Source organism: Mesorhizobium sp. B2-3-11, assembly GCF_006442215.1.
GTDB lineage: Bacteria > Pseudomonadota > Alphaproteobacteria > Rhizobiales > Rhizobiaceae > Mesorhizobium > Mesorhizobium salmacidum.
On the sequence record NZ_VFVS01000004.1, the window covers coordinates 166,755 to 186,841 of the forward strand.

The 20,087-nt window shown below is 64.2% G+C and carries 20 protein-coding genes; 11 read left to right on the forward strand and 9 right to left on the reverse strand.

All coding sequences use genetic code 11. The features are described 5' to 3' along the window. Positions 1 to 31 precede the first annotated feature (31 nt). The gene (locus tag FJ960_RS08110) at positions 32 to 1,120 is read right to left on the reverse strand and encodes a citrate synthase/methylcitrate synthase (protein ID WP_140713017.1); all 1,089 of its coding nucleotides are present in this window, start codon (positions 1,118 to 1,120) and stop codon (positions 32 to 34) included. A gap of 92 nt (positions 1,121 to 1,212) precedes the next feature. On the opposite strand from FJ960_RS08110, the gene FJ960_RS08115 reads away from it, so the two are divergent. Continuing rightward, a complete protein-coding gene (locus FJ960_RS08115; protein WP_140713019.1) occupies positions 1,213 to 2,355 on the forward strand; it encodes a citrate/2-methylcitrate synthase in 1,143 nt (380 codons plus the stop codon). A gap of 20 nt (positions 2,356 to 2,375) precedes the next feature. On the opposite strand, the gene phaR is transcribed toward FJ960_RS08115, so the two are convergent. Further along, positions 2,376 to 2,984, reverse strand: a complete 609-nt coding sequence (gene phaR, locus FJ960_RS08120; RefSeq protein ID WP_027141834.1) for a polyhydroxyalkanoate synthesis repressor PhaR — start codon at positions 2,982 to 2,984, stop codon at positions 2,376 to 2,378. Between the two features lie 294 nt (positions 2,985 to 3,278). Here phaR and FJ960_RS08125 point away from each other — a divergent pair, with 294 nt between their 5' ends. Next, the gene (locus FJ960_RS08125) at positions 3,279 to 4,457 is read left to right on the forward strand and encodes an acetyl-CoA C-acetyltransferase (protein ID WP_140713021.1); all 1,179 of its coding nucleotides are present in this window, start codon (positions 3,279 to 3,281) and stop codon (positions 4,455 to 4,457) included. Positions 4,458 to 4,566: 109 nt separating this feature from the next. Beyond that, positions 4,567 to 5,292 carry an acetoacetyl-CoA reductase gene (gene phbB, locus FJ960_RS08130; protein WP_140713023.1) on the forward strand — a complete coding sequence of 242 codons (726 nt, stop codon included), beginning with the start codon at positions 4,567 to 4,569 and terminating at the stop codon, positions 5,290 to 5,292. Between the two features lie 98 nt (positions 5,293 to 5,390). Here the strand turns inward: phbB and FJ960_RS08135 are convergent, their stop codons facing one another. Continuing rightward, positions 5,391 to 5,870: an NAD(P)/FAD-dependent oxidoreductase gene (locus FJ960_RS08135; protein WP_181169922.1), complete on the reverse strand. Its 480-nt coding sequence runs from the start codon at positions 5,868 to 5,870 to the stop codon at positions 5,391 to 5,393. Between FJ960_RS08135 and FJ960_RS08140 the strand changes: the two genes are divergently transcribed. From FJ960_RS08140 to FJ960_RS08165, 6 genes are all read left to right on the forward strand, one after another. Next, entirely contained in the window at positions 5,846 to 6,307 is a 462-nt protein-coding gene (locus tag FJ960_RS08140) for a TetR/AcrR family transcriptional regulator (protein ID WP_181174178.1), read from the forward strand. The genes FJ960_RS08135 and FJ960_RS08140 overlap by 25 nt on opposite strands. A 139-nt stretch (positions 6,308 to 6,446) precedes the next feature. Continuing rightward, on the forward strand, positions 6,447 to 6,683 hold the full coding sequence (locus tag FJ960_RS08145) for a hypothetical protein (RefSeq protein ID WP_140713027.1): 237 nt from the start codon (positions 6,447 to 6,449) through the stop codon (positions 6,681 to 6,683). Between the two features lie 298 nt (positions 6,684 to 6,981). Continuing rightward, on the forward strand, positions 6,982 to 10,383 hold the full coding sequence (locus tag FJ960_RS08150; RefSeq protein WP_140713029.1) for a helicase-related protein: 3,402 nt from the start codon (positions 6,982 to 6,984) through the stop codon (positions 10,381 to 10,383). A 10-nt stretch (positions 10,384 to 10,393) separates the two neighbouring features. Beyond that, positions 10,394 to 10,780 (forward strand): RNA-binding S4 domain-containing protein, encoded by a 387-nt coding sequence (locus tag FJ960_RS08155; RefSeq protein ID WP_140713031.1) that lies wholly within the window; start codon positions 10,394 to 10,396, stop codon positions 10,778 to 10,780. 235 nt (positions 10,781 to 11,015) lie between these two features. Next, on the forward strand, positions 11,016 to 11,354 hold the full coding sequence (gene fdxA / locus FJ960_RS08160) for a ferredoxin FdxA (protein ID WP_013892564.1): 339 nt from the start codon (positions 11,016 to 11,018) through the stop codon (positions 11,352 to 11,354). 369 nt (positions 11,355 to 11,723) lie between these two features. Then, complete coding sequence (locus FJ960_RS08165) at positions 11,724 to 12,305, forward strand: CarD family transcriptional regulator (RefSeq protein WP_006327799.1); 582 nt, start codon at positions 11,724 to 11,726, stop codon at positions 12,303 to 12,305. A 78-nt stretch (positions 12,306 to 12,383) separates the two neighbouring features. On the opposite strand, the gene FJ960_RS08170 is transcribed toward FJ960_RS08165, so the two are convergent. The 3 genes from FJ960_RS08170 to FJ960_RS08180 all read right to left on the reverse strand — a co-directional run bounded on the left by FJ960_RS08170 (position 12,384) and on the right by FJ960_RS08180 (position 14,742). Continuing rightward, complete coding sequence (locus FJ960_RS08170; protein ID WP_140509006.1) at positions 12,384 to 13,154, reverse strand: amino acid ABC transporter ATP-binding protein; 771 nt, start codon at positions 13,152 to 13,154, stop codon at positions 12,384 to 12,386. Then, positions 13,151 to 13,831, reverse strand: coding sequence for an amino acid ABC transporter permease (locus FJ960_RS08175; protein WP_027141826.1), 681 nt, complete (start codon positions 13,829 to 13,831; stop codon positions 13,151 to 13,153). The genes FJ960_RS08170 and FJ960_RS08175 overlap by 4 nt, the downstream gene beginning before the upstream one ends. Before the next feature lie 137 nt (positions 13,832 to 13,968). Further along, positions 13,969 to 14,742 carry an amino acid ABC transporter substrate-binding protein gene (locus tag FJ960_RS08180; protein WP_140509004.1) on the reverse strand — a complete coding sequence of 258 codons (774 nt, stop codon included), beginning with the start codon at positions 14,740 to 14,742 and terminating at the stop codon, positions 13,969 to 13,971. A 61-nt stretch (positions 14,743 to 14,803) separates the two neighbouring features. Here FJ960_RS08180 and FJ960_RS29435 point away from each other — a divergent pair, with 61 nt between their 5' ends. Both FJ960_RS29435 and FJ960_RS08185 read left to right on the forward strand, forming a co-directional pair. Then, positions 14,804 to 14,989 carry a hypothetical protein gene (locus tag FJ960_RS29435; protein ID WP_181174179.1) on the forward strand — a complete coding sequence of 62 codons (186 nt, stop codon included), beginning with the start codon at positions 14,804 to 14,806 and terminating at the stop codon, positions 14,987 to 14,989. A gap of 71 nt (positions 14,990 to 15,060) precedes the next feature. Then, on the forward strand, positions 15,061 to 15,924 hold the full coding sequence (locus FJ960_RS08185; RefSeq protein WP_027141824.1) for an RNA polymerase factor sigma-32: 864 nt from the start codon (positions 15,061 to 15,063) through the stop codon (positions 15,922 to 15,924). A gap of 16 nt (positions 15,925 to 15,940) precedes the next feature. On the opposite strand, the gene FJ960_RS08190 is transcribed toward FJ960_RS08185, so the two are convergent. From FJ960_RS08190 to thiP, 3 genes are all read right to left on the reverse strand, one after another. Then, positions 15,941 to 17,410: a M48 family metalloprotease gene (locus FJ960_RS08190; RefSeq protein WP_140713033.1), complete on the reverse strand. Its 1,470-nt coding sequence runs from the start codon at positions 17,408 to 17,410 to the stop codon at positions 15,941 to 15,943. Positions 17,411 to 17,642: 232 nt separating this feature from the next. Beyond that, positions 17,643 to 18,419, reverse strand: a complete 777-nt coding sequence (gene thiQ, locus FJ960_RS08195; RefSeq protein WP_140713035.1) for a thiamine ABC transporter ATP-binding protein — start codon at positions 18,417 to 18,419, stop codon at positions 17,643 to 17,645. Next, positions 18,412 to 20,079 carry a thiamine/thiamine pyrophosphate ABC transporter permease gene (gene thiP / locus FJ960_RS08200; RefSeq protein ID WP_140713037.1) on the reverse strand — a complete coding sequence of 556 codons (1,668 nt, stop codon included), beginning with the start codon at positions 20,077 to 20,079 and terminating at the stop codon, positions 18,412 to 18,414. The genes thiQ and thiP overlap by 8 nt, the downstream gene beginning before the upstream one ends. Positions 20,080 to 20,087: the final 8 nt, after the last annotated feature.

Below are 20,087 nucleotides of genomic sequence, written 5' to 3' on the forward strand. Positions count from 1 at the left end.
GAGGCCGTAGCTCTCGAAACAAACAGAGAATCTAGGCGACGAGGTCCGGCACCGGCCCGACATAGCGGGACTGCGGACGGATCAGCCGTCCGGTCGTCTGCTGCTCGCGCGCGTGCGCGACCCAGCCGGCAACGCGCCCGGCGGCAAAGACATTGCTGAAGGCACCGGGCGGAAATCCCGCCGCTTCCAGCACCAGCGCGGTGTAGAATTCGACATTGGTCTGCAGCGAGCGCTGCGGCTTGGCGATCCGAAGCACGTCGAGCGCGGTTTGCTCGACCCCCTCGGCGAAAGCCAGCCGGCGGCCGGTGTCGCCCTCGCCGCCAAGCTTGCGCACCACTGCTTTCAGCACATCGGCACGCGGATCGCGCACGCGGTAGATGCGATGGCCGAAGCCCATGATGCGCTCGCCATGCGCGATCTTGTCGCGCAGCCAGCCGGCAGCGTCGCCATGCGCGGCGACGGCGTCGAGCATCTCAATGACAGGACCAGGCGCGCCGCCATGCAGCGGGCCCTTGAGCGCGCCAAGGCCGGCCAGCACCGACGATGTCAGGCCCGCCAAGGTCGAAGCAACGACGCGGGTGGCGAAGGTCGAGGCATTGAGGCCATGGTCGCAGACGGTGACCAGATAGGTGTCGAGCGCCTTTGCCAATGCCGGCGACGGGACGGAACCCTTGAGCATCCCTAACATGTCGGCGGCATGATCCGCCTTGCCGTCGGGTGCGATCGGCTGCTCGCCGCGCCGCAGGCGCAGCAGGGCCGGCGTCAGCACCGCGGGCCCCGCGATCAGCCGCAAGGCGTCCGTCAGCGTCTCGCCATCCGGCAGCAAGGCCATGCCGGCGCGCATGGCGCTGTAGATATCGAGCGGTGCCAGCAAGGGCAGCGAAGCCGCGAGCCGGTCGAACACCTCGACGCGAGCCTCACCCAACCTTGCCGACAGTTCGGCGTCGCCAGGCAGATCGTCGAAGAACCCGTCCAGCAGCAGGCGCACGACCTGGGCGTAACTCCATCGCCCTGCCAATTCCCCAAGCGAGTGGCCGCGGATCGTCAGGCGGCCACCCAGACCATCCACATCGGACAGCACTGTTTCGGCCGCCACCACATCATCGAGCCCATTCGCCATAGCCTTGTCTCCTTGAAGCTTTTCTCGATGGGAAATAAGGCTGGGCAACATAAGCATCAATCTTGATCAACTGAATCAATATCAGGGCCGATATGTCGGAATGGCTGTCGCGGGAAGAAGCGCTGGAAAGGCTTGGGGTGAGGCCGCAGACGCTCTATGCCTATGTCAGCCGCGGCCGCATCGGCATGCGCCCGGATCGAGCCGATCCGCGCCGCAGCCAGTACCGCGCCGACGACATCGCGGCGCTGGCGACGCGAAGGGCGCGCGGGCGCAGCCCTGCGGCCATTGCCGAAAGCGCGATCGCCTGGGGCGAGCCGTCGATCGTCACCGCGATCTCGACAGTCTGGCACGGCCACCTCATCTATCGGGGCCGGGACGCGGTTGCGCTGTCCGACCGTACCACGCTGGAAGAAACCGCCGGACTGCTCTGGGCTCTGCCCGGCCCGATCAGTTTCGAAGCGCCGTCGCCAGATGCACCGCCCCAGATCGGTCGCGCCCCGGCCTTTGCGCAACTCGCCTTGCTAGCCGGCCAGGCGCGGCCTTCGCTTGGACGAAGTGCTGCCTCGCTGTGCGCTGACGCCGCGCACGCGATCGGCGTTCTGGCCAGCGCCCTCGGTGCCATGGCGGGACCAGAACCGGTGCACCAGCGATTGGCACGGGGCTGGTCGGTGGACGATGATGGCGCGGAAGCGATCCGTCGCGTCCTTGTCCTGCTCGCCGATCACGAACTCAACGCATCGACTTTCGCGGCCCGCGTCGCGGCCTCGACCGGAGCTTCGCCCGCCGCGTGTCTGCTGGCGGGCCTGGCGACACTGTCCGGTCCCCGCCACGGCGGCGCTGGCGAAGCCGTGATGCAACTCGCCGAAGACGCGGCGCGGCATGGCGCCGAGGCCGCGATCCGGCGCTGGCTTGGCCACGACCGGCCACTGCCAGGATTCGGCCACCCGCTCTATCCCGAGGGCGATCCCCGGGCCGCAGCGCTTCTGGCGGGCCTCGACAACACCGACGAGACGTTGCGGTCGCTGGAAACCGCCGCCATTGCCGCGACCGGCGCTCAACCGAACATAGATTTTGCCCTGGCCGTGCTGACGCGCGGCCTTGGCTTGCCGCGCGATGCACCGTTCCACCTGTTCGCGCTTGGACGCAGCGTCGGCTGGGCCGCGCACATGGTCGAACAGATCGTGAGCGGCAGCATCATCCGGCCGCGCGGCCGCTATGAAGGATTGCTGCCATAAATGTCGTGAGCGCTATGCGCTTACGACATCGTGTCGAGCTTGCGCTGCATGGCCGCGATCTGGTCCTTCAGCTGTTGCAGATCGTCCGGCTTTTCCGGCGTTTCTTTCCTGGCCGGTTCGGCGGGCGCCGCGGCGGGCGCCGAGCCCGGAGGCGGAAATGGCGTGAACAGCCGCATCGCATTCTGGAACATTTCCATGTTGCGGCGCGTCTGTTCTTCCAGCGCCTTGATCGGCGTCGCCATCTTCATCACGTCCAGCGGCGACTTGCCGATGGCGCCCTTCATCTGCTCGCGGAACCGCTCCTGTTCCTTTGAGAAGGCGATCATCGACTGTTCGAGGAAACTCGGCACGATCATCTGCATCTGGTCGCCGTAGAAGGCGATCAGCTGGCGCAGGAACGGGATCGGCAGCATGTTCTGCCCGTCCTTGTTCTCCAGCTCGAAAATGATCTGGGTCAGCACCGGATGGGTGATGTCGTCACCGGTCTTGGCGTCCTGGACGGTGAATTCCTCGCCCTTCTTGACCATTTCGGCCAAATCCTCGAGCGTCACATAGGTACTCGTCCCCGTATTATAGAGGCGGCGGTTGGCGTATTTCTTGATAATGATCGGGTCGTCTTTTGCGGCCATCTGCATCCTCCCCGGACACCGGCACGCCTGAGTAAGCAGCCGGTAACGATTGCGCCCTTTTTGAGGATATGCGCAAAAGCCTTACAATTCCAAGCAGTTTGTGCACTGCGGGATCATATAATGCTGCATGGCAGGCTAAATATGCTGCGCAGCAGCGGCTGGGCCACCGGAGCGGCGAGACTTGGCCTGCTTGCGGCGCATGGGCGCCATGCCGATTTCCGGTTTGACTTGGGATTGGGAAAGGGCAAGAAAAGTCCTCAACGGCACAACAACCCTTGAAGTCTGGAGAAGAAAATGTCCGCTTCCATCGTCATTGCCAGCGCCGCGCGCACGGCCGTAGGCTCCTTCAACGGTGCCTTCGCCGCCACGCCCGCGCATGAACTCGGCGCCGTCGTCGTCAAGGAACTTTTGGCGCGTGCCGGTGTCGAGGCGGGCGAGGTCGACGAGGTCATCCTCGGCCAGGTGCTGACCGCGGCGCAAGGCCAGAACCCGGCCCGCCAGGCCTCGATCCTGGCCGGCCTGCCCAAGGAGACCACCGCCTGGGGCCTCAACCAGGTTTGCGGTTCGGGCCTGCGCGCCATCGCGCTCGGCATGCAGCAGATCGCCACCGGTGACGCCAAGGTGATCATCGCCGGCGGCCAGGAATCGATGTCGCTGTCGCCGCACGCCGAGCACCTGCGCGCCGGCGTCAAGATGGGCGACTACAAGATGATCGACACCATGATCAAGGACGGGCTGTGGGACGCCTTCAACGGCTACCACATGGGCAACACCGCCGAGAACGTTGCCCGCCAGTTCCAGATCACCCGCGATGACCAGGACCAGTTCGCGCTGGCCTCGCAGAACAAGGCCGAGGCCGCGCAGAAGGCCGGCAAGTTCAAGGACGAGATCGTCGCCTTCACCATCAGGGGCAAGAAGGGTGACACGGTTGTCGATCAGGACGAGTACATCCGTCACGGCGCCACGATCGATGCCATGACCAAGCTGAAGCCAGCCTTCAACAAGGATGGCACCGTGACCGCGGCCAACGCTTCCGGCATCAATGACGGTGCCGCCGGTGCGCTGCTGATGAGCGAAGCGGAAGCGGCCAGGCGCGGCATCACCCCGCTGGCGCGCATCGCCTCCTGGGCGACCGCCGGCGTCGATCCGGCGATCATGGGCACCGGACCCATTCCCGCTTCACGCAAGGCTTTGGAACGGGCCGGTTGGTCGGCAGGGGATCTCGACCTTGTCGAGGCCAACGAGGCGTTCGCCGCACAGGCCTGCGCCGTCAACAAGGACATGGGCTGGGATCCCTCGATCGTCAACGTCAACGGCGGTGCCATCGCCATCGGCCACCCGATCGGCGCCTCGGGCGCCCGCATCTTCAACACGCTGGTCTTCGAAATGCGCCGACGCGGCGCCAAGAAGGGGCTGGCCACCCTATGCATCGGCGGTGGCATGGGCGTCGCCATGTGTGTGGAGGCTTTCTGATAGACTTTGAAACGGGCGGCGCAAGCCGCCCGTTTCACATGTGGTGCCTGTAGTAGATCCAGTGCCTGCCAAGCCCGACAACAGGGCGATTTCAAAAAGGGGAAAATGCATGACCAAGGTTGCAATCGTCACAGGTGGATCGCGCGGCATCGGCGCGGCGATCTCGATCGCTTTGAAGAACGCCGGCTATTCGGTTGCCGCGAACTACGCCGGCAATGACGAGGCGGCGGCGAAGTTCAAGGCGCGGACCGGCATCCCGGTCTACAGATGGTCGGTCGCCGACTATGACGCTTGCGCGGCCGGGATCAAACAAGTCGAGGCCGACCTCGGCCCTGTCTCGGTACTGGTCAACAATGCCGGCATCACCCGCGACGCCATGTTCCACAAGATCACCCGCGAGCAGTGGAAAGAGGTCATCGACACCAATCTGTCCGGTGTCTTCAACATGACCCATCCGCTGTGGAGCGGCATGCGCGACCGCAAGTTCGGCCGCGTCATCACCATCTCCTCGATCAACGGCCAGAAGGGCCAGGCCGGTCAGGTCAATTACTCCGCTGCCAAGGCCGGCGACATCGGCTTCTCGAAGGCGCTCGCCCAGGAAGGCGCCCGCGCGGGCATCACCGTCAACGTCATCTGCCCTGGCTACATCGCCACCGAGATGGTCAAGGCAATCGACGAAAAGGTGCTCAACGAACGCATCATCCCGCAAATCCCGGTCGGCCGCCTTGGCGAACCGGAAGAGATCGCGCGCTGCGTCGTCTTCCTCGCTTCCGAAGACGCCGGCTTCATCACCGGCTCGACCCTCACCGCCAACGGTGGCCAGTACTTCGTCTGATCAAACCGTGTAGCCAAATCTGAAAGTGCCGGCAGTTCCGCCGGCGCTTTCATTTTTGATGCTCGCCCATTACGGACACGGAAGCGGACGCTGTCGATTCATGCGACCAGCTTAAGCCCGCTTTTCATGGACTGCTTGCGTACACCCGATTGTGACGGTGCCGGCAGCTTGGCCATATCGGCCCGGCTGAGACCTGACAGCTTCAGTGAAATCTTGCGCTTGGCGATCGGGTTGATATTGACGAAGCCGAGGACGAGGTTGCGCAGGAAGCGCCGGAACGGGGTGCGCGTGAGTGCCATGCCGGTCAGCCTGCCCGCGAGGTCAATCACTTCCTGCGCCGCTGGACGGCGAAGCGTCTCGTAAAGCTCGAGTTCGCTTTCGCCGCGGATGCCGTTGATCACGTCGCCGAGTACTTCTCCCAGCACCACGGCATCGATCAGACCGGTGTTCATGCCTTGACCGCCGGCGGGGCTGTGCACATGGGCAGCATCGCCCATGACGAACAACGACCGATGGCGACAGGACTTGGCGATGCGATGATGAACGCGAAAACGTGTACTCCAACTCAGGTCGAGCACCTTCGCCGGGCTACTTCCGCAGCAAGGATGAGCTGTTCGCCAGGGCGGCGCTGTTCGACCTGCAACTGCCCGCAACGCAGGTGACCGACCGGGCCTCCATCGGCGACGCAATCATCCGGCGTTTTCTTCGCATTTGGGAGAATTCTCCCAGCGCCACCGGCATGGTCATTCTGCTGCGCTCGGCTGCGTCCAATGAATTCGCCGCGGAGAAGGTGCGCGACGTATTCGCCACTCAGGTCCGGCTGGTTGTGGCACCGTTCGGCGACCCCTCCGACGCCGGCCGGCGCGCCGGCCTCGTCGCCAGCCAGTTGCTGGGTCTGGCGACGTGCCGATATCTGCTGCGGCGGCCGCCCGTCGTAGCCTTATCGCACGAAGAAATCATCAGGGATGTCGGTCCGGTCCTGCAGCGCTATGCAACCGGGGCGGATGCATCCTGAACCGGCGGCGAGCATTGCTGTGCGCATGACCACGACATTATCGGACCCTCCCAACCCGACATGTCCTGTTCCGGCACGCAAAGGTTAATGGCGGCAGCGCGTCTGTGCGAAACCCTGTGGTCAAGCCTGTGGATTCTCGGTGGATAAGCTGTTCACAACACAAGATATTGGGGGAACAAAAGGAGAAAAAACCGCTGACGCTGATTTGTCGCCGATTCGTTCCGGCTTTGGGCGCAATGTTAACATTAATGGCCGCGATCGCCTGCTATTCCTTAATGTCGAGTTCAGAAAGATTAACGATTTCACAACTTTGAGCGGGGCATACCGATCCTCCCGCATCCTTCACAGGCAAAGATTAATGGCAAAGTCCGCCTAGCATAAAACGGGCCAATCCGGTGATTCAGCATGTGGTGAGACTCGAGGTCCCAAAATCCATATCTAGCCGTGAACAAAAGCTGAACCTGACGGAGTCACCGATTCGTCGCTGATTCGTTCCAGACTCGTTCCAACTGTTAAGCAGGGGCTGATTTGCGGGCTGACGCGGACGTCTTCGGAAACCGGTTGGAACATTCCGCTTTCGCTTCGCGCCCGAAATCCCTATGTGTCGGCTGTCATACGCGCCGTCCAGGCACGCTCCCGACCACGAGAGGCCAGAAAGCCTTATTTCCGAGCCGATGAACATCCAGCAGAAACACACCGAGCCGCTGATCCTGTCGGGCCGCGACGTGACCGCAGTGCTTGGCCCCACCAACACCGGCAAGACCCATCTCGCCATCGAGCGCATGGTGGCGCACGAAACCGGCGTCATCGGCCTGCCGCTGAGGCTGCTGGCGCGCGAGGTCTACACCCGCGTCTGCGAGAAGGTCGGCGCCCACAAGGTGGCGTTGATCACCGGCGAGGAGAAGATCCAGCCGCAAGGCGCCAAATATTCGGTCTGCACCGTCGAAGCCATGCCGCGCGAGACCGACGCCGCCTTCGTCGCCATCGACGAGGTGCAACTGGCCGGCGACCTCGAGCGCGGCCATATCTTCACCGACCGTATCCTGCATCTGCGCGGCCGCCAGGAAACGCTGCTGCTCGGCGCGGCCACCATGCACGGCATCCTCCAGCGGCTGCTGAAGGGCGTCTCGGTGGTGACGCGGCCGCGGCTGTCGCATCTGGCCTATGCCGGCTCCAAGAAACTGACCCGCCTGCCACGGCGCACCGCGATCGTCGCCTTCTCCGCCGACGAGGTCTACGCCATCGCCGAGCTGATCCGCCGCCAGCAGGGCGGTGCCGCCGTCGTGCTCGGGGCGCTGTCGCCCCGCACCCGCAATGCCCAGGTGGCGCTGTTCCAGTCGGGTGATGTCGACTACCTCATTGCCACCGACGCGATCGGCATGGGGCTTAACCTCGATCTCGACCATGTCGCCTTTGCCCAGAACCGCAAATTCGACGGCTACCAGTACCGCAATCTGACGGCGGCCGAACTCGGCCAGATCGCCGGCCGCGCCGGCCGGCATCTGCGCGACGGCACGTTTGGCGTCACCGGCCAGGTCGATCCGCTCGACGAGGATCTGGTCCAGAAGATCGAGGGCCATGACTTCGACCCGGTGAAGGTGCTGCAATGGCGCACCGCGCAATTCGATTTCGCCAGCCTCGATGCGCTGAAGCGGTCGATCGAAACCAACGCCCCAGTCGAGGGCCTGACACGCGCGCTGCCGGCCGTCGATGCACAAGCGCTCGAACATCTCTCCCGCGACGAAGACATCCGCGCGCTCGCAACCAACGCCAAACGTGTGGCGCTGCTGTGGGAAGCCTGCGCGCTGCCCGACTATCGCAAGATTGCGCCGGCCCAGCATGCCGATCTCATCGCCTCGATCTACATGGACCTCGCCCGGCATGGCCATGTCGACGAAAATTACATGGCCGAGCAGGTGCGCCGCGCCGACACCACCGAGGGCGACATCGATACGCTGTCGCACCGCATTGCCCAGATCCGCACCTGGACATTCGTGTCGAACCGGCCCGGCTGGCTGGCCGATCAGGCACACTGGCGGGAAAAGACGCGCGAAATCGAAGACAGATTGTCGGATGCGCTGCATGAGCGGTTGACGAAACGCTTCGTAGACCGCAGGACTTCCGTCCTCATGCGGCGCCTTAGAGAAAATACCATGCCTGAAGCCGAAATCAGCCCTACCGGAACCGTCCTTGTCGAAGGCCATCATGTCGGCGAGTTGCAAGGGTTCCGCTTCACCGCCGACCAGACCGCCGGTGGCGAGGACGCCAAGGCCGTGCGCACGGCCGCGCAAAAGGCGCTGGCCGCCGAATTCGAGGCACGCGCGGAGCGCTTCGGCGCCTGCGCCAATGGCGATCTCGCGCTCGGTTCGGACGGCACGCTGCGCTGGATCGGCGCGCCGATCGGCACGCTGGTTTCGGGCGAGGACGCGCTGAAGCCGCGTCTGGTGCTGCTGGCAGACGAACAGCTGACGGGCCCAGCGCGCGACAGGGTCGCCGCGCGCGCCGAACGCTTCGTCAATTTCCAGATCGAATCCCTGCTGAAGCCACTGGTCGACCTGAAGAATGCCGAGCAGATTTCCGGCATCGGCCGCGGCATCGCCTTCCAGCTGGTCGAGAATTTCGGCCTCATCAATCGCCGGGACATCGCCGAGGAGATGAAGTCGCTCGACCAGGAAGGTCGCGCGGCACTTCGCCGGCTCGGCGTGCGCTTCGGTGCCTACCACGTCTTCGTGCCGGCGCTGATCAAGCCGGCCCCCGCCGGACTGGTGACCTTACTGTGGGCGCTGAAGAACGACGGCAAGGACAAGCCTGGCTTCGGCGACGTCGTCCATGCGCTGGCGTCGGGCCGCACCTCGGTGGTCATCGATCCGGCCTTCGACAAGGCGTTCTATAAGCTTGCCGGCTACCGCAATCTCGGCCGCCGCGCCGTACGCATCGACATTCTCGAGCGGCTGGCCGATCTGATCCGCCCGGCGACCAACTGGAAGCCCGGCCTCGGCCAGCGACCGGACGGCGCCTATGACGGCCAGTCTTTCATGGTGACGCCGCCGATGATGTCGATCCTCGGAGCCACCGCCGACGACATGGAAGAGATCCTCAAGGGCCTAGGCTATCGCGCCGAGCCGAAACCGGCTGCTGAAGTCAAGGCACGGCTGGAAGCGCAGGACACTGCCGCGCGGGAAGCCGCCGCAGCCAAGCAGGCAGCCGAAGAGGCAGCCCGCGCGGAACAGGCCAAGGCGGCGGAAGAGGCGGCAGTGGAAGCCGCAGTAACGGAAGCCGGCGCTGTAGATGCGGCCGCGGAGGCAGCGGTCGAGGGTTCGGCAACGGCAGCCGCCGAGGCCGCCATCGAAGCTCCGGCCGAGGTCATCGCGGAAACGGCAGCAGAGCCTGTCGCGCAAGAACAGGCGGAAGCCACGGCCGAAGTTGCGGGCGAACAGGCGCCGGTAGCCGAAGCCGCCGTTGAACCGGTCGAGCCGGCGCCGGTTGAACCGCAGGCCGAACCTGAAACTGCCGAGATTGACGCCGCGCCCACAGAAGAGAACGCCGCAGCGGCGGAGCCGACCGTCGAGGCCTCCGCGCCGACGGAAGCCACCGAACCAGTGGCAGTTGCGGACGCTGCCGGCGAACACGCGCAGGAAGCCGAAGCGCCAAAGCCGATCCTGTTGTGGCGCCAAGGTCGCTTTGACCAGCGTCCGCGCCATCGCGACGGCCGCAACAACCGCCCGCAGAACGGACAGGCGCGCGGCCGAGGCAATGCGACGGCCGATGCCGCCGGTGCACCGGCAACAGGCGCTCCCGCGGACCGTCCGGCCCATGAAGGACGCCGCGACGGCGCCGGCAAGCCACGCTTCGACCGCTCGAAGTTCAAGCCCAAGCCGCAAGGCGAGCGTCCCGAGCGCGGCGAAGGCCGGCCCGACTGGAAGGGTGGCAGGCCGGAAGGCAAGGGCCCCGATCGCGGCAAGGGGGGCGGAAAGCCCGCCTTCCAGCCCAAGCCGCGCGAGGAGCGCCCGATGCGCTTCGACCCGGATTCCCCCTTCGCCAAGCTCGCAGCCTTACGCGACCAATTAAAGAAGTAGGCTCACTTCGATGGTTGCTGAAGACCGCCAGCGCATCGATAAATGGCTGTTCTTCTCGCGCGCGGTGAAATCGCGCTCGCTGGCGGCCAAATTGGTTGTAGCCGGCCGCGTGCGCATCAATCGCGACAAAGCAGCGCAGGCTTCCGATCTGGTCAAGCCAGGCGATGTGCTGACCATCACGCTCGACCGGCGTATCTTCGTTTGGAAGGTGCTCGGCGCCGGTGTGCGGCGTGGCCCGGCCGAGGAAGCTCGCACACTTTATGAAGACATGTCGCCGCCGCTCGCACCCAAGGCCGACGCCCTTCCCGATGCTATCCCTGCGCTGCGCGAGGCAGGCAGCAGCCGCCCAACCAAAAAAGAGCGCCGCCAGACCGACCGATTGCTCGGTGAAGATTGAGCCTTGTCGACCAGACGCGGGGGTGTGTTTCCCGAGGGCAAAGACAAACAAAAGGCAGAAGCGGGAGCGGCAAACGCGACGGCCGGTGGGGCATGTCAGGCCCTCGTGGCACTGGCCGCCTGGAATTCCATTCCCAAACCCTGGCGCCGCTGGGAATGGCCACCCTTGCAAGCGGCAGATAAAGGCGTTACCTCACAAAAAAGCCAACAAAAACGGGACATCCCGGAGCCGACCGATGACCTATGTCGTGACCGACAACTGCATCAAATGCAAATATATGGACTGCATCGAGGTCTGTCCGGTCGACTGTTTCTACGAGGGCGAGAACATGCTCGTCATCCATCCCGACGAGTGCATCGACTGCGGCGTCTGCGAGCCGGAATGCCCGGCCGACGCGATCAAGCCCGACACCGAGTCCGGCCTCGACAAATGGCTGCAGATCAACACCGAATACGCCGAGAAATGGCCCAACATCACCGCCAAGAAGGAGCCGCCGGCCGACGCCAAGACCTTCGACGGAGAGGCCGGCAAGTTCGAGAAATACTTCTCCGCCGAGCCGGGCGAAGGCGATTGACAACGCCGCTGTAAAGGCTCGTATGACGCAGCGTAACAGGCACGTCGGATTAACCGCCTTGACAGGCGGCGATTGGTTGTGGCCTTCGCTTACGCAGCAAAACCTTGATTCTTCCGACTTTTTGTGTTACATCAACAAAACATGCCGGTGACACAACGTCGATTTATGGCGCAGACGCCCCAAATCACTGAAAGGTGAAAATCCCATTCCGGACCAGAGCGATCTGGGCCAGGCGGCCGCAGTTCGTGCGGGTTGCCGGTCCCGGCCTTTCCGGTGGGTTCATCTGTTGTGCGGCTAATGGTCGGTGACCCCGATCACGCGAGTTCAGCCGGCACCGCCGCCGGCCCACAACAAGGAGTTCAGGGCGTAATGGCAACGATCACCCCGCAGAAGAAGTCCACTGCCGCGCGTCACGGTTTCAAGACCGGCGAGTACATCGTCTATCCGGCGCATGGCGTCGGGCAGATCGTCTCGATCGATGAGCAGGAAGTGGCCGGCCACAAGCTGGAACTGTTCGTCATCGACTTCCAGAAGGATAAGATGCGCCTGAAGGTGCCGGTCGCCAAGGCGACCTCGATCGGCATGCGCAAGCTGTCGGAAGAGGATTATGTCGAGCGCGCGCTGAAGGTCGTGCAGGGTCGCGCCCGCGTCAAGCGCACCATGTGGTCGCGCCGTGCCCAGGAATATGATGCCAAGATCAATTCAGGCGACCTGATCTCGATCTCGGAAGTCGTGCGCGACCTCTACCGTGCCGACAACCAGCCGGAGCAGTCCTATTCCGAACGCCAGCTCTACGAGGCGGCGCTCGACCGCATGGCTCGCGAGATCGCGGCCGTCAACCGCATGTCGGAAACCGAAGCCGTGCGCCTGATCGAAGTCAACCTCAACAAAGGCCCCAAGCGTGGCGCCAAGGCCGACAATGAGGAAGCCGAGCAGGAAGAAGCCGCCTGAGCTTTTCGCCTTCGAGTTAACGAAAACCCGGCCTCGCGCCGGGTTTTTTGTCTTTGGGATTGCCGGAGACTGCCGCGCCTATGCGCCGGCCTTCTTCTCCGCCGCCTCCTGCTTCAGCGTGGCGATGAACCGCTTGGTCCTTTCGCGCTCCGGATTGCCGAACAGCGTGGCGGATGGCCCCTGCTCGACGATGACGCCGGCGTCGAGGAACACCGCTTCCTGGGCGATCTTGGAGGCGAGGCGCAAATCATGCGTCGCTATCACCATGGTCGTTCCCTCGCTGGCGAGCTGACTCAGCACATCGACCACCTCCTGCGCCAGTTCCGGGTCGAGTGCCGAAGTCGGTTCGTCGCACAGCAGCACCTTCGGCGACGGCGCCAGCGCCCGGGCGATCGCCACGCGCTGCTGCTGGCCACCCGACAGCGTCGCCGGCCAGGCATCCGCCTTGTGCGCCATGCCGACCTTTTCCAGCAGCGCGAGCGCCCGCTCGCGGGCGCGCGCCTCCGGCCATTTCAGCACCGTGACCAGCCCCTCCATGACATTTTCGATGGCGGTACGGTGCGGAAACAGCTGGAAATTCTGGAACACCATGCCGGTCTGCAGGCGCAGACGCCTTATGTCCGCCGCCGACACCTTCCCGCCGGGACGGAACTCGAGCGTCTCGTCGCCGATCCGCACCGTGCCCGATGTTGGGATCTCCAGGAGGTTGATGCAGCGCAGCAGCGTGCTTTTTCCCCCGCCCGAAGGCCCGACCAGCGCGGTGACGCTGCCTTCGGCGATGGCAACCGTCACCCCCTTCAGCACGAGATTGTCGCCGAAACGCTTTTCGATGTTGGTGAGGCCGATCATGAGCGTGCCTCCAGGAAGCCGCCGTAGCGGTTGAGCCGCTCCTCCAGCCGTGTCTGCAAGGCCGAAAGCACCGAACTCATCGCCAGATAGAGGATCGCCGCCTCGACATAGAGGATGAGCGGCTCATACGTGGTGGCGACAATGCGCTGCGCCGCCTGGAACATCTCCGGCACGGTGATGGCGGCGGCCAGCGACGTGTCCTTGACCAGCGAGATGAAGGTGTTGGAGAGCGGCGGCACCGCCACCCGGCCGGCTTGCGGCAGGATGGTGCGCCGCATCGCCTGGCTCCAGGTCATGCCGATCGAATAGGCGGCCTCCCACTGGCCTTTCGGCACCGAGCCGATTGCCGCGCGGATGATTTCCGACGTGTAGGCGCCGATATTGAGCGTGAAGCCGATCAGCGCCGCGGTAAAGGCGTCGAGCAGGATGCCGACCGACGGCAGGCCGTAGAAGATCAGAAACAGCTGCACCAGGAGCGGCGTGCCGCGGAAGATCCAGACATAGAAGCGCACGAGCGCCACCAGCGGCTTCGGCCCGAACAGCCGGCCGAGCGCTGCGCCCAATCCCACCGTCAGGCCGAGCACGAAGGACAGCAGCGTCAGCGGCACGGTGAAGATCAACGCTGCCCACAGCAGCGAGGGCAGCGAATCCAGCATCAGTTGCAGCCAGTGCGGCACGAAATATCCTCCGGAAGGGACGGGCAGCGTCATCGAAGCGCGAATGCGTCAGCCATATCACGACAAAAGCGGCGAGCCGTCAAAGACGGCTCGCCGCTGGATGGGCTGCGGGGCGACAATCCGCCCCGCCTTATGAATTACTTCGAGACGTCCTGGCCGAAATAGGTGTCGGCGATCTTCTGGTAGGTGCCGTCGGCCTTGATGTCGGCCAGGGCCTTGTTGATGGCCGCCACCAGTTCCGGATCGCCCTTGCGCACGATGACGCCGGAGTAATCGGCATTCTCTTCCTGGGCGGCGATCTTCACATTGGCGTCGGGCTTGTGCTTCTTGAAGTCGAGGAACGACAGGCTGTCGTTGATGGTGGCGTCGGCACGGCCGGTCAAAAGCAGCTGGATCGACTGGTCGAAGCCATCCGTGCCGACCAGTTCGGCGCCATTCGACTCGGCCAGTTTGCCGAAATTGGAGGTTAGCGACTGCGCCGACTTCTTGCCCTTGAGATCGGCGAAAGTCTTGATGTCGGTATTGTCGCCGCGCACGATCAGCACCGCCTTGGAGGCGATGTAGGGATCGGAGAAATCATACTTGGCCTTGCGGGCATCGGTGATGCCGACTTCGTTGATGACGGCATCATAGCGGTTGACGTCGAGGCCGGCGATCAGACCGTCCCACTTGCCCTCGAGGAACTGCGCCTTGACGCCGAGCTTGTCGGCGATCGCCTTGGCGATTTCGACGTCGAATCCGACGAGCGCTCCGGATGCATCATGATAGGTGAACGGAGCGTAAGTGCCTTCCGTACCGACCTTGATGACGCCGGCCTGCTTGATCTGGTCGAGATTGGCGCCGGCATGCCCCGATGCGACCGTCAGGGCCTGCAGCGTTCCGGCGATGATGAGCGACTTCAGCCATTTCATTTTTCTGTGATCCCGTCCTTGGCCTGATATCAGGCATGTTGTGAGGGCTGGAAAATGACAGATGCAGGTCGGAAAAATAAGGAACGAAATTTCAAAGAAGGCTAATTCCAGAAATCAAATACTCCAAAAAGAATTTCGTTGCAGCATCGGGATTCCGGGCAGCCGTGCCGAAATTGCCCGGACGTCATCGCTCGCCTGCCTGCGCCAGCGGAACCTTTCCCGCGCACGGCAGTTTTGGCTGTTCTAGGGCACGACGCCGTCATTTCAAGCCGGTTCCTGCCAGTTTGTCATTCGCACGCCTGAGCCAAGGAGCGCCTTATGATGGAAGACACGGCAGGTCGGGTCATGGTCCGCGCGGCAATGAGGGCGCCTTACCTCGAACGCGACGAGGAGCATCGGCTGGCACTGCTTTGGAAAGAGGACAACGACCAGAATGCGTTGCACAGCATCACCGTTGCCCATATGCGTCTGGTCATTTCGATGGCCTCGAAATTCCGTCATTACGGCCTGCCGCTCGGCGACCTGATCCAGGAAGGCCATGTCGGTCTTCTCGAGGCCGCCGCCCGCTTCGAGCCGGAGCGCGAGGTGCGGTTTTCGACCTACGCGACGTGGTGGATTCGCGCTTCGATGCAGGACTACATCCTGCGCAACTGGTCGATCGTGCGCGGCGGCACCAGTTCGGCGCAAAAGGCCCTGTTCTTCAATCTCAGGCGCTTGCGTGCCCGTCTCGCGAACGGCGCCGAACCGCTCTCCAACACAACTCTTTACCGCGAGGTGTCGGTTGCGCTCGGCGTTTCCGAAGCTGATGTGGAGTTGATGGATTCACGCCTGTCGGCGCCCGACTCCTCGCTCAACGTGCCGCTTGCCGACGATGCGGGTGCGACCGAGCGGATGGACTTCCTGGTCTCGGACGATCCCTTGCCCGACGAGATTGTCGGCGACAAGATCGACGTCGCGCGCCGCTCGCTCTGGCTGAGGGAGGCGCTTCAAGCTCTCAACGCTCGCGAACTCCGCATCATCGAGGAACGCCGGCTTACCGACGAGGGCGCCACGCTTGAGGCTCTCGGCGAAACGCTCGGCATCTCCAAGGAACGCGTGCGCCAGATCGAGGCCCGCGCCATGGAAAAGCTCAAGGTCGCGCTGGTGAAGCAGAACCCCGAATTCATGGCGACTGCCGCCTGATTCCCGCAACGGGCGCTTACTTGTCGGTGACGATCTTGACCTTGTCGCCGGCCGAAACCGCGGCCCCCGGCGACAGCGCGTTGAGCACGCGGAACAGGTCGAGCTTGCGGTCGACCCCCACCATCTGGGCAGCAAGCGAACCCATGGTCTGTCCCGGCTGTACGGTGAGCACACGAATATGCAGTGGCTTCAGTGCCGCCTTTTCGGCGGGACTGAGAATGCGGAAGGAGCCGCTGACCGAGCGAGCCACCGTCTCCAGCGAGCTGCTGGCCGAGGGAGCCGCGGTCAGCAACCGGTAGACCTGGCCTCCGGCCCGGATCACCGCGATATCGAACTGCCAGCCTTCGGCGCCTGCGTGCGCGGTCGCCGCCTCATTGCCGTTGATGGTTTCCTGCTTGACGGTGCTGTCGTCGAGGCCAGCCACCCAGCCGCTTCTGATATAGTCGGTCAAGGCGCGGTTCTTGTCGATCGAAACGCCGTCGAAGCGGATCGCTATGTCGCCCGGACCGGTCGCCGTCACCGCTGCCGCCGAATTGTCGATGATGAAACCGTCCGGTACCGTGAATGACACGCCAAGGCCCGGATGCAGGAAGGTTTCGCCGCGCACATAGCCTTCTTCCGGCGTGTCGCCATAAAGCAGGCCGTCTATGCCGGCGAGGAAGGAATCGCGGTCGCGTGTGCCGAAACCGGGCGCGCCGAACTGGCGGGCGTGGCGCTGTGCCAGATCGATGCGTTGCGGCGTGTTGGGGTGGGTGGCCAGAAAGTCGAGGCTGGCGTCCGTGGCACCGCTGATCGAACGGAAATCGGTGTAGGCCGACATCGACTGCAGGAAGCGGCCGGCGGCATAGGGATCGTAGCCGGCTTCGCCGATCGACTTGATGCCGATGGCGTCCGCCTCCAGTTCCTGATTGCGCGAGAACTGCGCCAGCCTGAGCTTGCCGCGGATCAGTGCTGCCTTGGCGGTCGGGCTGTCGCCGAGCACATCGGAAACGACCTTGGTCGCCAGGCCTTCCTCGGCCTCCAGCTGCTGGCGCTGCAGGCCGTGATTGGCGGTGACGTGGCCCATTTCATGCGCGATGACGGCGGCGAGCTCGGACGAATCATTGGCCAGCGCCAAGAGGCCGCGCGTGATGTAGAGATATCCGCCCGGCAGCGCGAAGGCGTTGACGTTGGGCGAATTGAGGATGGTGATGCGATAGGTCTGGGTCGGGTTGGCCGATACCACGGTCAAATTGCCGACCACCTTGGCGACCATGCGCTCGAGCTTGGGATCGGAATATTCGCCGCCATACGTTGCAAGGATGCGCGGATGCTGCGCCTTGGCGAGTTCGGCAAGCTTGTTGTTGGCGGCGACATTGTCCACTGTGATGGGCTTGTCGGATGGCTGGAAGCCGGATTCCTGGACCTCGGGAGGCGTGAACATCTGGCAGCTTGCCAGCGCCACGGCAAAGCCAGCCAGCGCCAGGAACCGCGCCAGCGGATTCATTCGTAGCCTGTCAGCGCTGATCGCCAGAATGGCTTCCTTTCAGGTCCTTGCGCATGACCACGGCATGCGCAAAACAAACTGCTACAGCGTCCGTCACGCGCCCCTCGGGGCGGGCAGCAGATGCTGTAGGCAAATCACGGCCTGTGCCGGACCGGTATCGAGCGGACCTAGCCACACTACTCCAGTCATGGCAAGCAAGCGCCACATCGCCTCAAGCCGGTTTGAGCGTAAATTATGTCCGCTTCCGGGCAATATCTCGTGATAACGCATCCCCGGCACCGGCACCGATATAGCGCCGGAACGCCTCCGGCCCAGCCCCTGCAAAGAAATCGTCCGAGGTGCCTGAGGCAGCGATGGTGCCATTGTCCAGAAACACCACTTTCTGCGCGATGCGGCGGGCATCCTGCGGCTGGTGCGTGACGAACAGCACAGTCATGCCACGCTCGGCATGGAGGCTGGCAACCAGGTCGAGCATGTCATCGCGCAAGGCGGGCCCAAGCGAGGCGAAGGGTTCGTCGAGCAGCAGCACCGGGCGGTCACGCACCAGCACGCGGGCCAGGGCGACGCGCTGACGCTCGCCGCCCGAAAGCTCGCGCGGCAGCCGCTTCTCCTTGCCGGCAAGGCCGGTGCGTGCAAGGGCGCCCGCGATATCGGCGTGGTCTGTATCCGTCAACCGTAACGATGGCGAACGGCCGAGCCCGACATTTTGCTGGACAGAAAGATGGGCGAAAAGATTGTTTTCCTGGAATACCATCGACACCGGCCGCATGGCCGGCGGCTCGGCACCGACGTCGGCCCCGCCGATCAGTACGCGGCCGGATCTCGGCGTCTCGAACCCGGCCATCAGATTGAGCAGCGTCGACTTTCCCGAACCGCTCGGCCCCATGATGGCGGTGATCTGCGTCGCGGTGAATCCGACATCGAAGGCGAACAACGCCTCGCCATAACTGAACGAGACCTTGTCCAGCCGCACCGGAACCCCTTTGCCGTCAGCCGCCCCGTCAGACATCGCGGGCCATCCCCTTGCCCAGCCGGTCCGCTGCCAGCACCAGCGCCAGGCAGACAAGGCCCAGCAACAACGCCAGGCCGGCGGCGTCCTGCGTGCGGTAGCTGCCCATGCGCGCCAGGAGAAGGTAGGGCAAGGTCTGCACGGAATCACTGCCGAACAGGGCGATCACGCCGAGATCGCCAAGCGACAGCGCCATGGCGAAGGCAAAGGCGGTGGCGAGCGGCCGCCGAAGCGACGGCCAGTCGACCAGCCACAGCCTTGACCAGCCGGAAATTCCGAGCTGCGCGCAGAGCCGCTCGTGACGCTCGCTTGCCGCATCATAGGCGGGACGGACGGCGCGCAGCGCGAAAGGCATCGCCATGACGGCGTTGACGGTGACGACCATGAGCGGGGCGACAGCAAAGACATCGCCGAGATGGCGCAACAGAAGGAACCAGCCGGCGCCGATGACGATCGGCGGCACCACCAGCACAAACCCGGCGCCGGTATCGGTGGCATGTTCGAGCAGTGTCCTTGAGCCGGAGCGGCGGTTCAATGCCAGCGCCCTCCGCGCCATTGTGAGAGCCAGCGACAGCATCACCGAAAGCAACGCCGACAGGAACGCGAGCACGGCACTGGTCAGTGTCGCTTGCCGGACAGTGGCCTCACCGGCCAGCCGGCCGAGATCGGCGCCCAATCCGGCCGCCACGGTTGCCGCCATGGGTCCCACGACGAACAGCAGCGCCAGCCCGATGAGCAGGGCATTCAGCACGGCCTCAGTCCTGTTGACCAAGAGATAGCGGCGCGGCGCGACCGACAGGTTGGCGTCGCCGGCCACGTTGGCGCCAAGCCGGGCCAACGCCAGCACCACGACAAAGGTCAGCGCGATCTGCAACAATGTCAGCGCGACAGCCCGCGCGGGATCGAAATCGAAGCGCAATGCCTGATAGATGCCGACCTCCAGCGTCGTCGCGGCCGGTCCGCCGCCGAGCGTCAGCACGATGGTGAAGGATGTGATGCAGAGCATGAAGACAAGTCCGGCGGCACCAGGCAAGGCGGCCCGCAGCGTCGGCCATTCGATCAGCCGCAACGCCGGTCGCGCTCCCATGCCGAGCTGGCTCGCCAGCCGCCACTGGTCTGAGGGGATGGTTTGCAGCGCCTCCAGGAGAAGGCGGGTAGCCAATGGCAGGTTGAAGAAGACATGGGCAACGAGAATGCCGGAGAGGCCGTAGATGCCCGGCCAACCCTGGCCGCCGACCCAGTTGGACAGACCGGCGAAATAACCGGCTCGGCCGTAGAGCGCCAGTATGCCGAGCGCCGCGACGATCGCCGGCAGAGCCAGCGGCACGGCGAAGAGCTGCAGGATGAAGGCGCGGCCGGGGAAACGTGGATGCCGCGACAGCGCCCGCGCCACCAACAGGGCAGGCCCGACCGAGAGCAGCGTCGACAGGGCCGCCTGCCAGAGCGTGAAGCGCACGACACGGAAGAGGTAAGGATCGAAGGCGGCCCAGGCGCCGGAAAAATCGTAGGGGCCTTCGGCGAGCAGCCCGGCAAAAGCGCCGCCGATCAGCAGCGAGGTTGCGGCAAGCGCGACAATGCCGGCTGTGATGCGGGGGTCAGAGCGGGTTTGCACTGAGAACCAACGATCGACTTGGGAAACATTGTGTTCCTTGGCGGTCATCTTACGAG

Bases quoted from the DNA above. Each gene is read 5' to 3' on its own strand.
- FJ960_RS29435 (WP_181174179.1), top strand. From the start codon at position 14,804: ATGCAGGTCGGAAAAATAAGGAACGAAATTTCAAAGAAGGCTAATTCC.
- FJ960_RS08165 (WP_006327799.1), top strand. From the start codon at position 11,724: ATGGCAACGATCACCCCGCAGAAGAAGTCCACTGCCGCGCGTCACGGT.
- FJ960_RS08150 (WP_140713029.1), top strand. From the start codon at position 6,982: ATGAACATCCAGCAGAAACACACCGAGCCGCTGATCCTGTCGGGCCGC.
- thiQ (WP_140713035.1), bottom strand. From the start codon at position 18,419: ATGTCTGACGGGGCGGCTGACGGCAAAGGGGTTCCGGTGCGGCTGGAC.
- FJ960_RS08170 (WP_140509006.1), bottom strand. From the start codon at position 13,154: ATGATCGGCCTCACCAACATCGAAAAGCGTTTCGGCGACAATCTCGTG.
- FJ960_RS08155 (WP_140713031.1), top strand. From the start codon at position 10,394: ATGGTTGCTGAAGACCGCCAGCGCATCGATAAATGGCTGTTCTTCTCG.
- FJ960_RS08185 (WP_027141824.1), top strand. From the start codon at position 15,061: ATGATGGAAGACACGGCAGGTCGGGTCATGGTCCGCGCGGCAATGAGG.
- fdxA (WP_013892564.1), top strand. From the start codon at position 11,016: ATGACCTATGTCGTGACCGACAACTGCATCAAATGCAAATATATGGAC.
- FJ960_RS08110 (WP_140713017.1), bottom strand. From the start codon at position 1,120: ATGGCGAATGGGCTCGATGATGTGGTGGCGGCCGAAACAGTGCTGTCC.
- phbB (WP_140713023.1), top strand. From the start codon at position 4,567: ATGACCAAGGTTGCAATCGTCACAGGTGGATCGCGCGGCATCGGCGCG.
- FJ960_RS08115 (WP_140713019.1), top strand. From the start codon at position 1,213: ATGTCGGAATGGCTGTCGCGGGAAGAAGCGCTGGAAAGGCTTGGGGTG.
- thiP (WP_140713037.1), bottom strand. From the start codon at position 20,079: ATGACCGCCAAGGAACACAATGTTTCCCAAGTCGATCGTTGGTTCTCA.
- phaR (WP_027141834.1), bottom strand. From the start codon at position 2,984: ATGGCCGCAAAAGACGACCCGATCATTATCAAGAAATACGCCAACCGC.
- FJ960_RS08180 (WP_140509004.1), bottom strand. From the start codon at position 14,742: ATGAAATGGCTGAAGTCGCTCATCATCGCCGGAACGCTGCAGGCCCTG.
- FJ960_RS08125 (WP_140713021.1), top strand. From the start codon at position 3,279: ATGTCCGCTTCCATCGTCATTGCCAGCGCCGCGCGCACGGCCGTAGGC.
- FJ960_RS08190 (WP_140713033.1), bottom strand. From the start codon at position 17,410: ATGAATCCGCTGGCGCGGTTCCTGGCGCTGGCTGGCTTTGCCGTGGCG.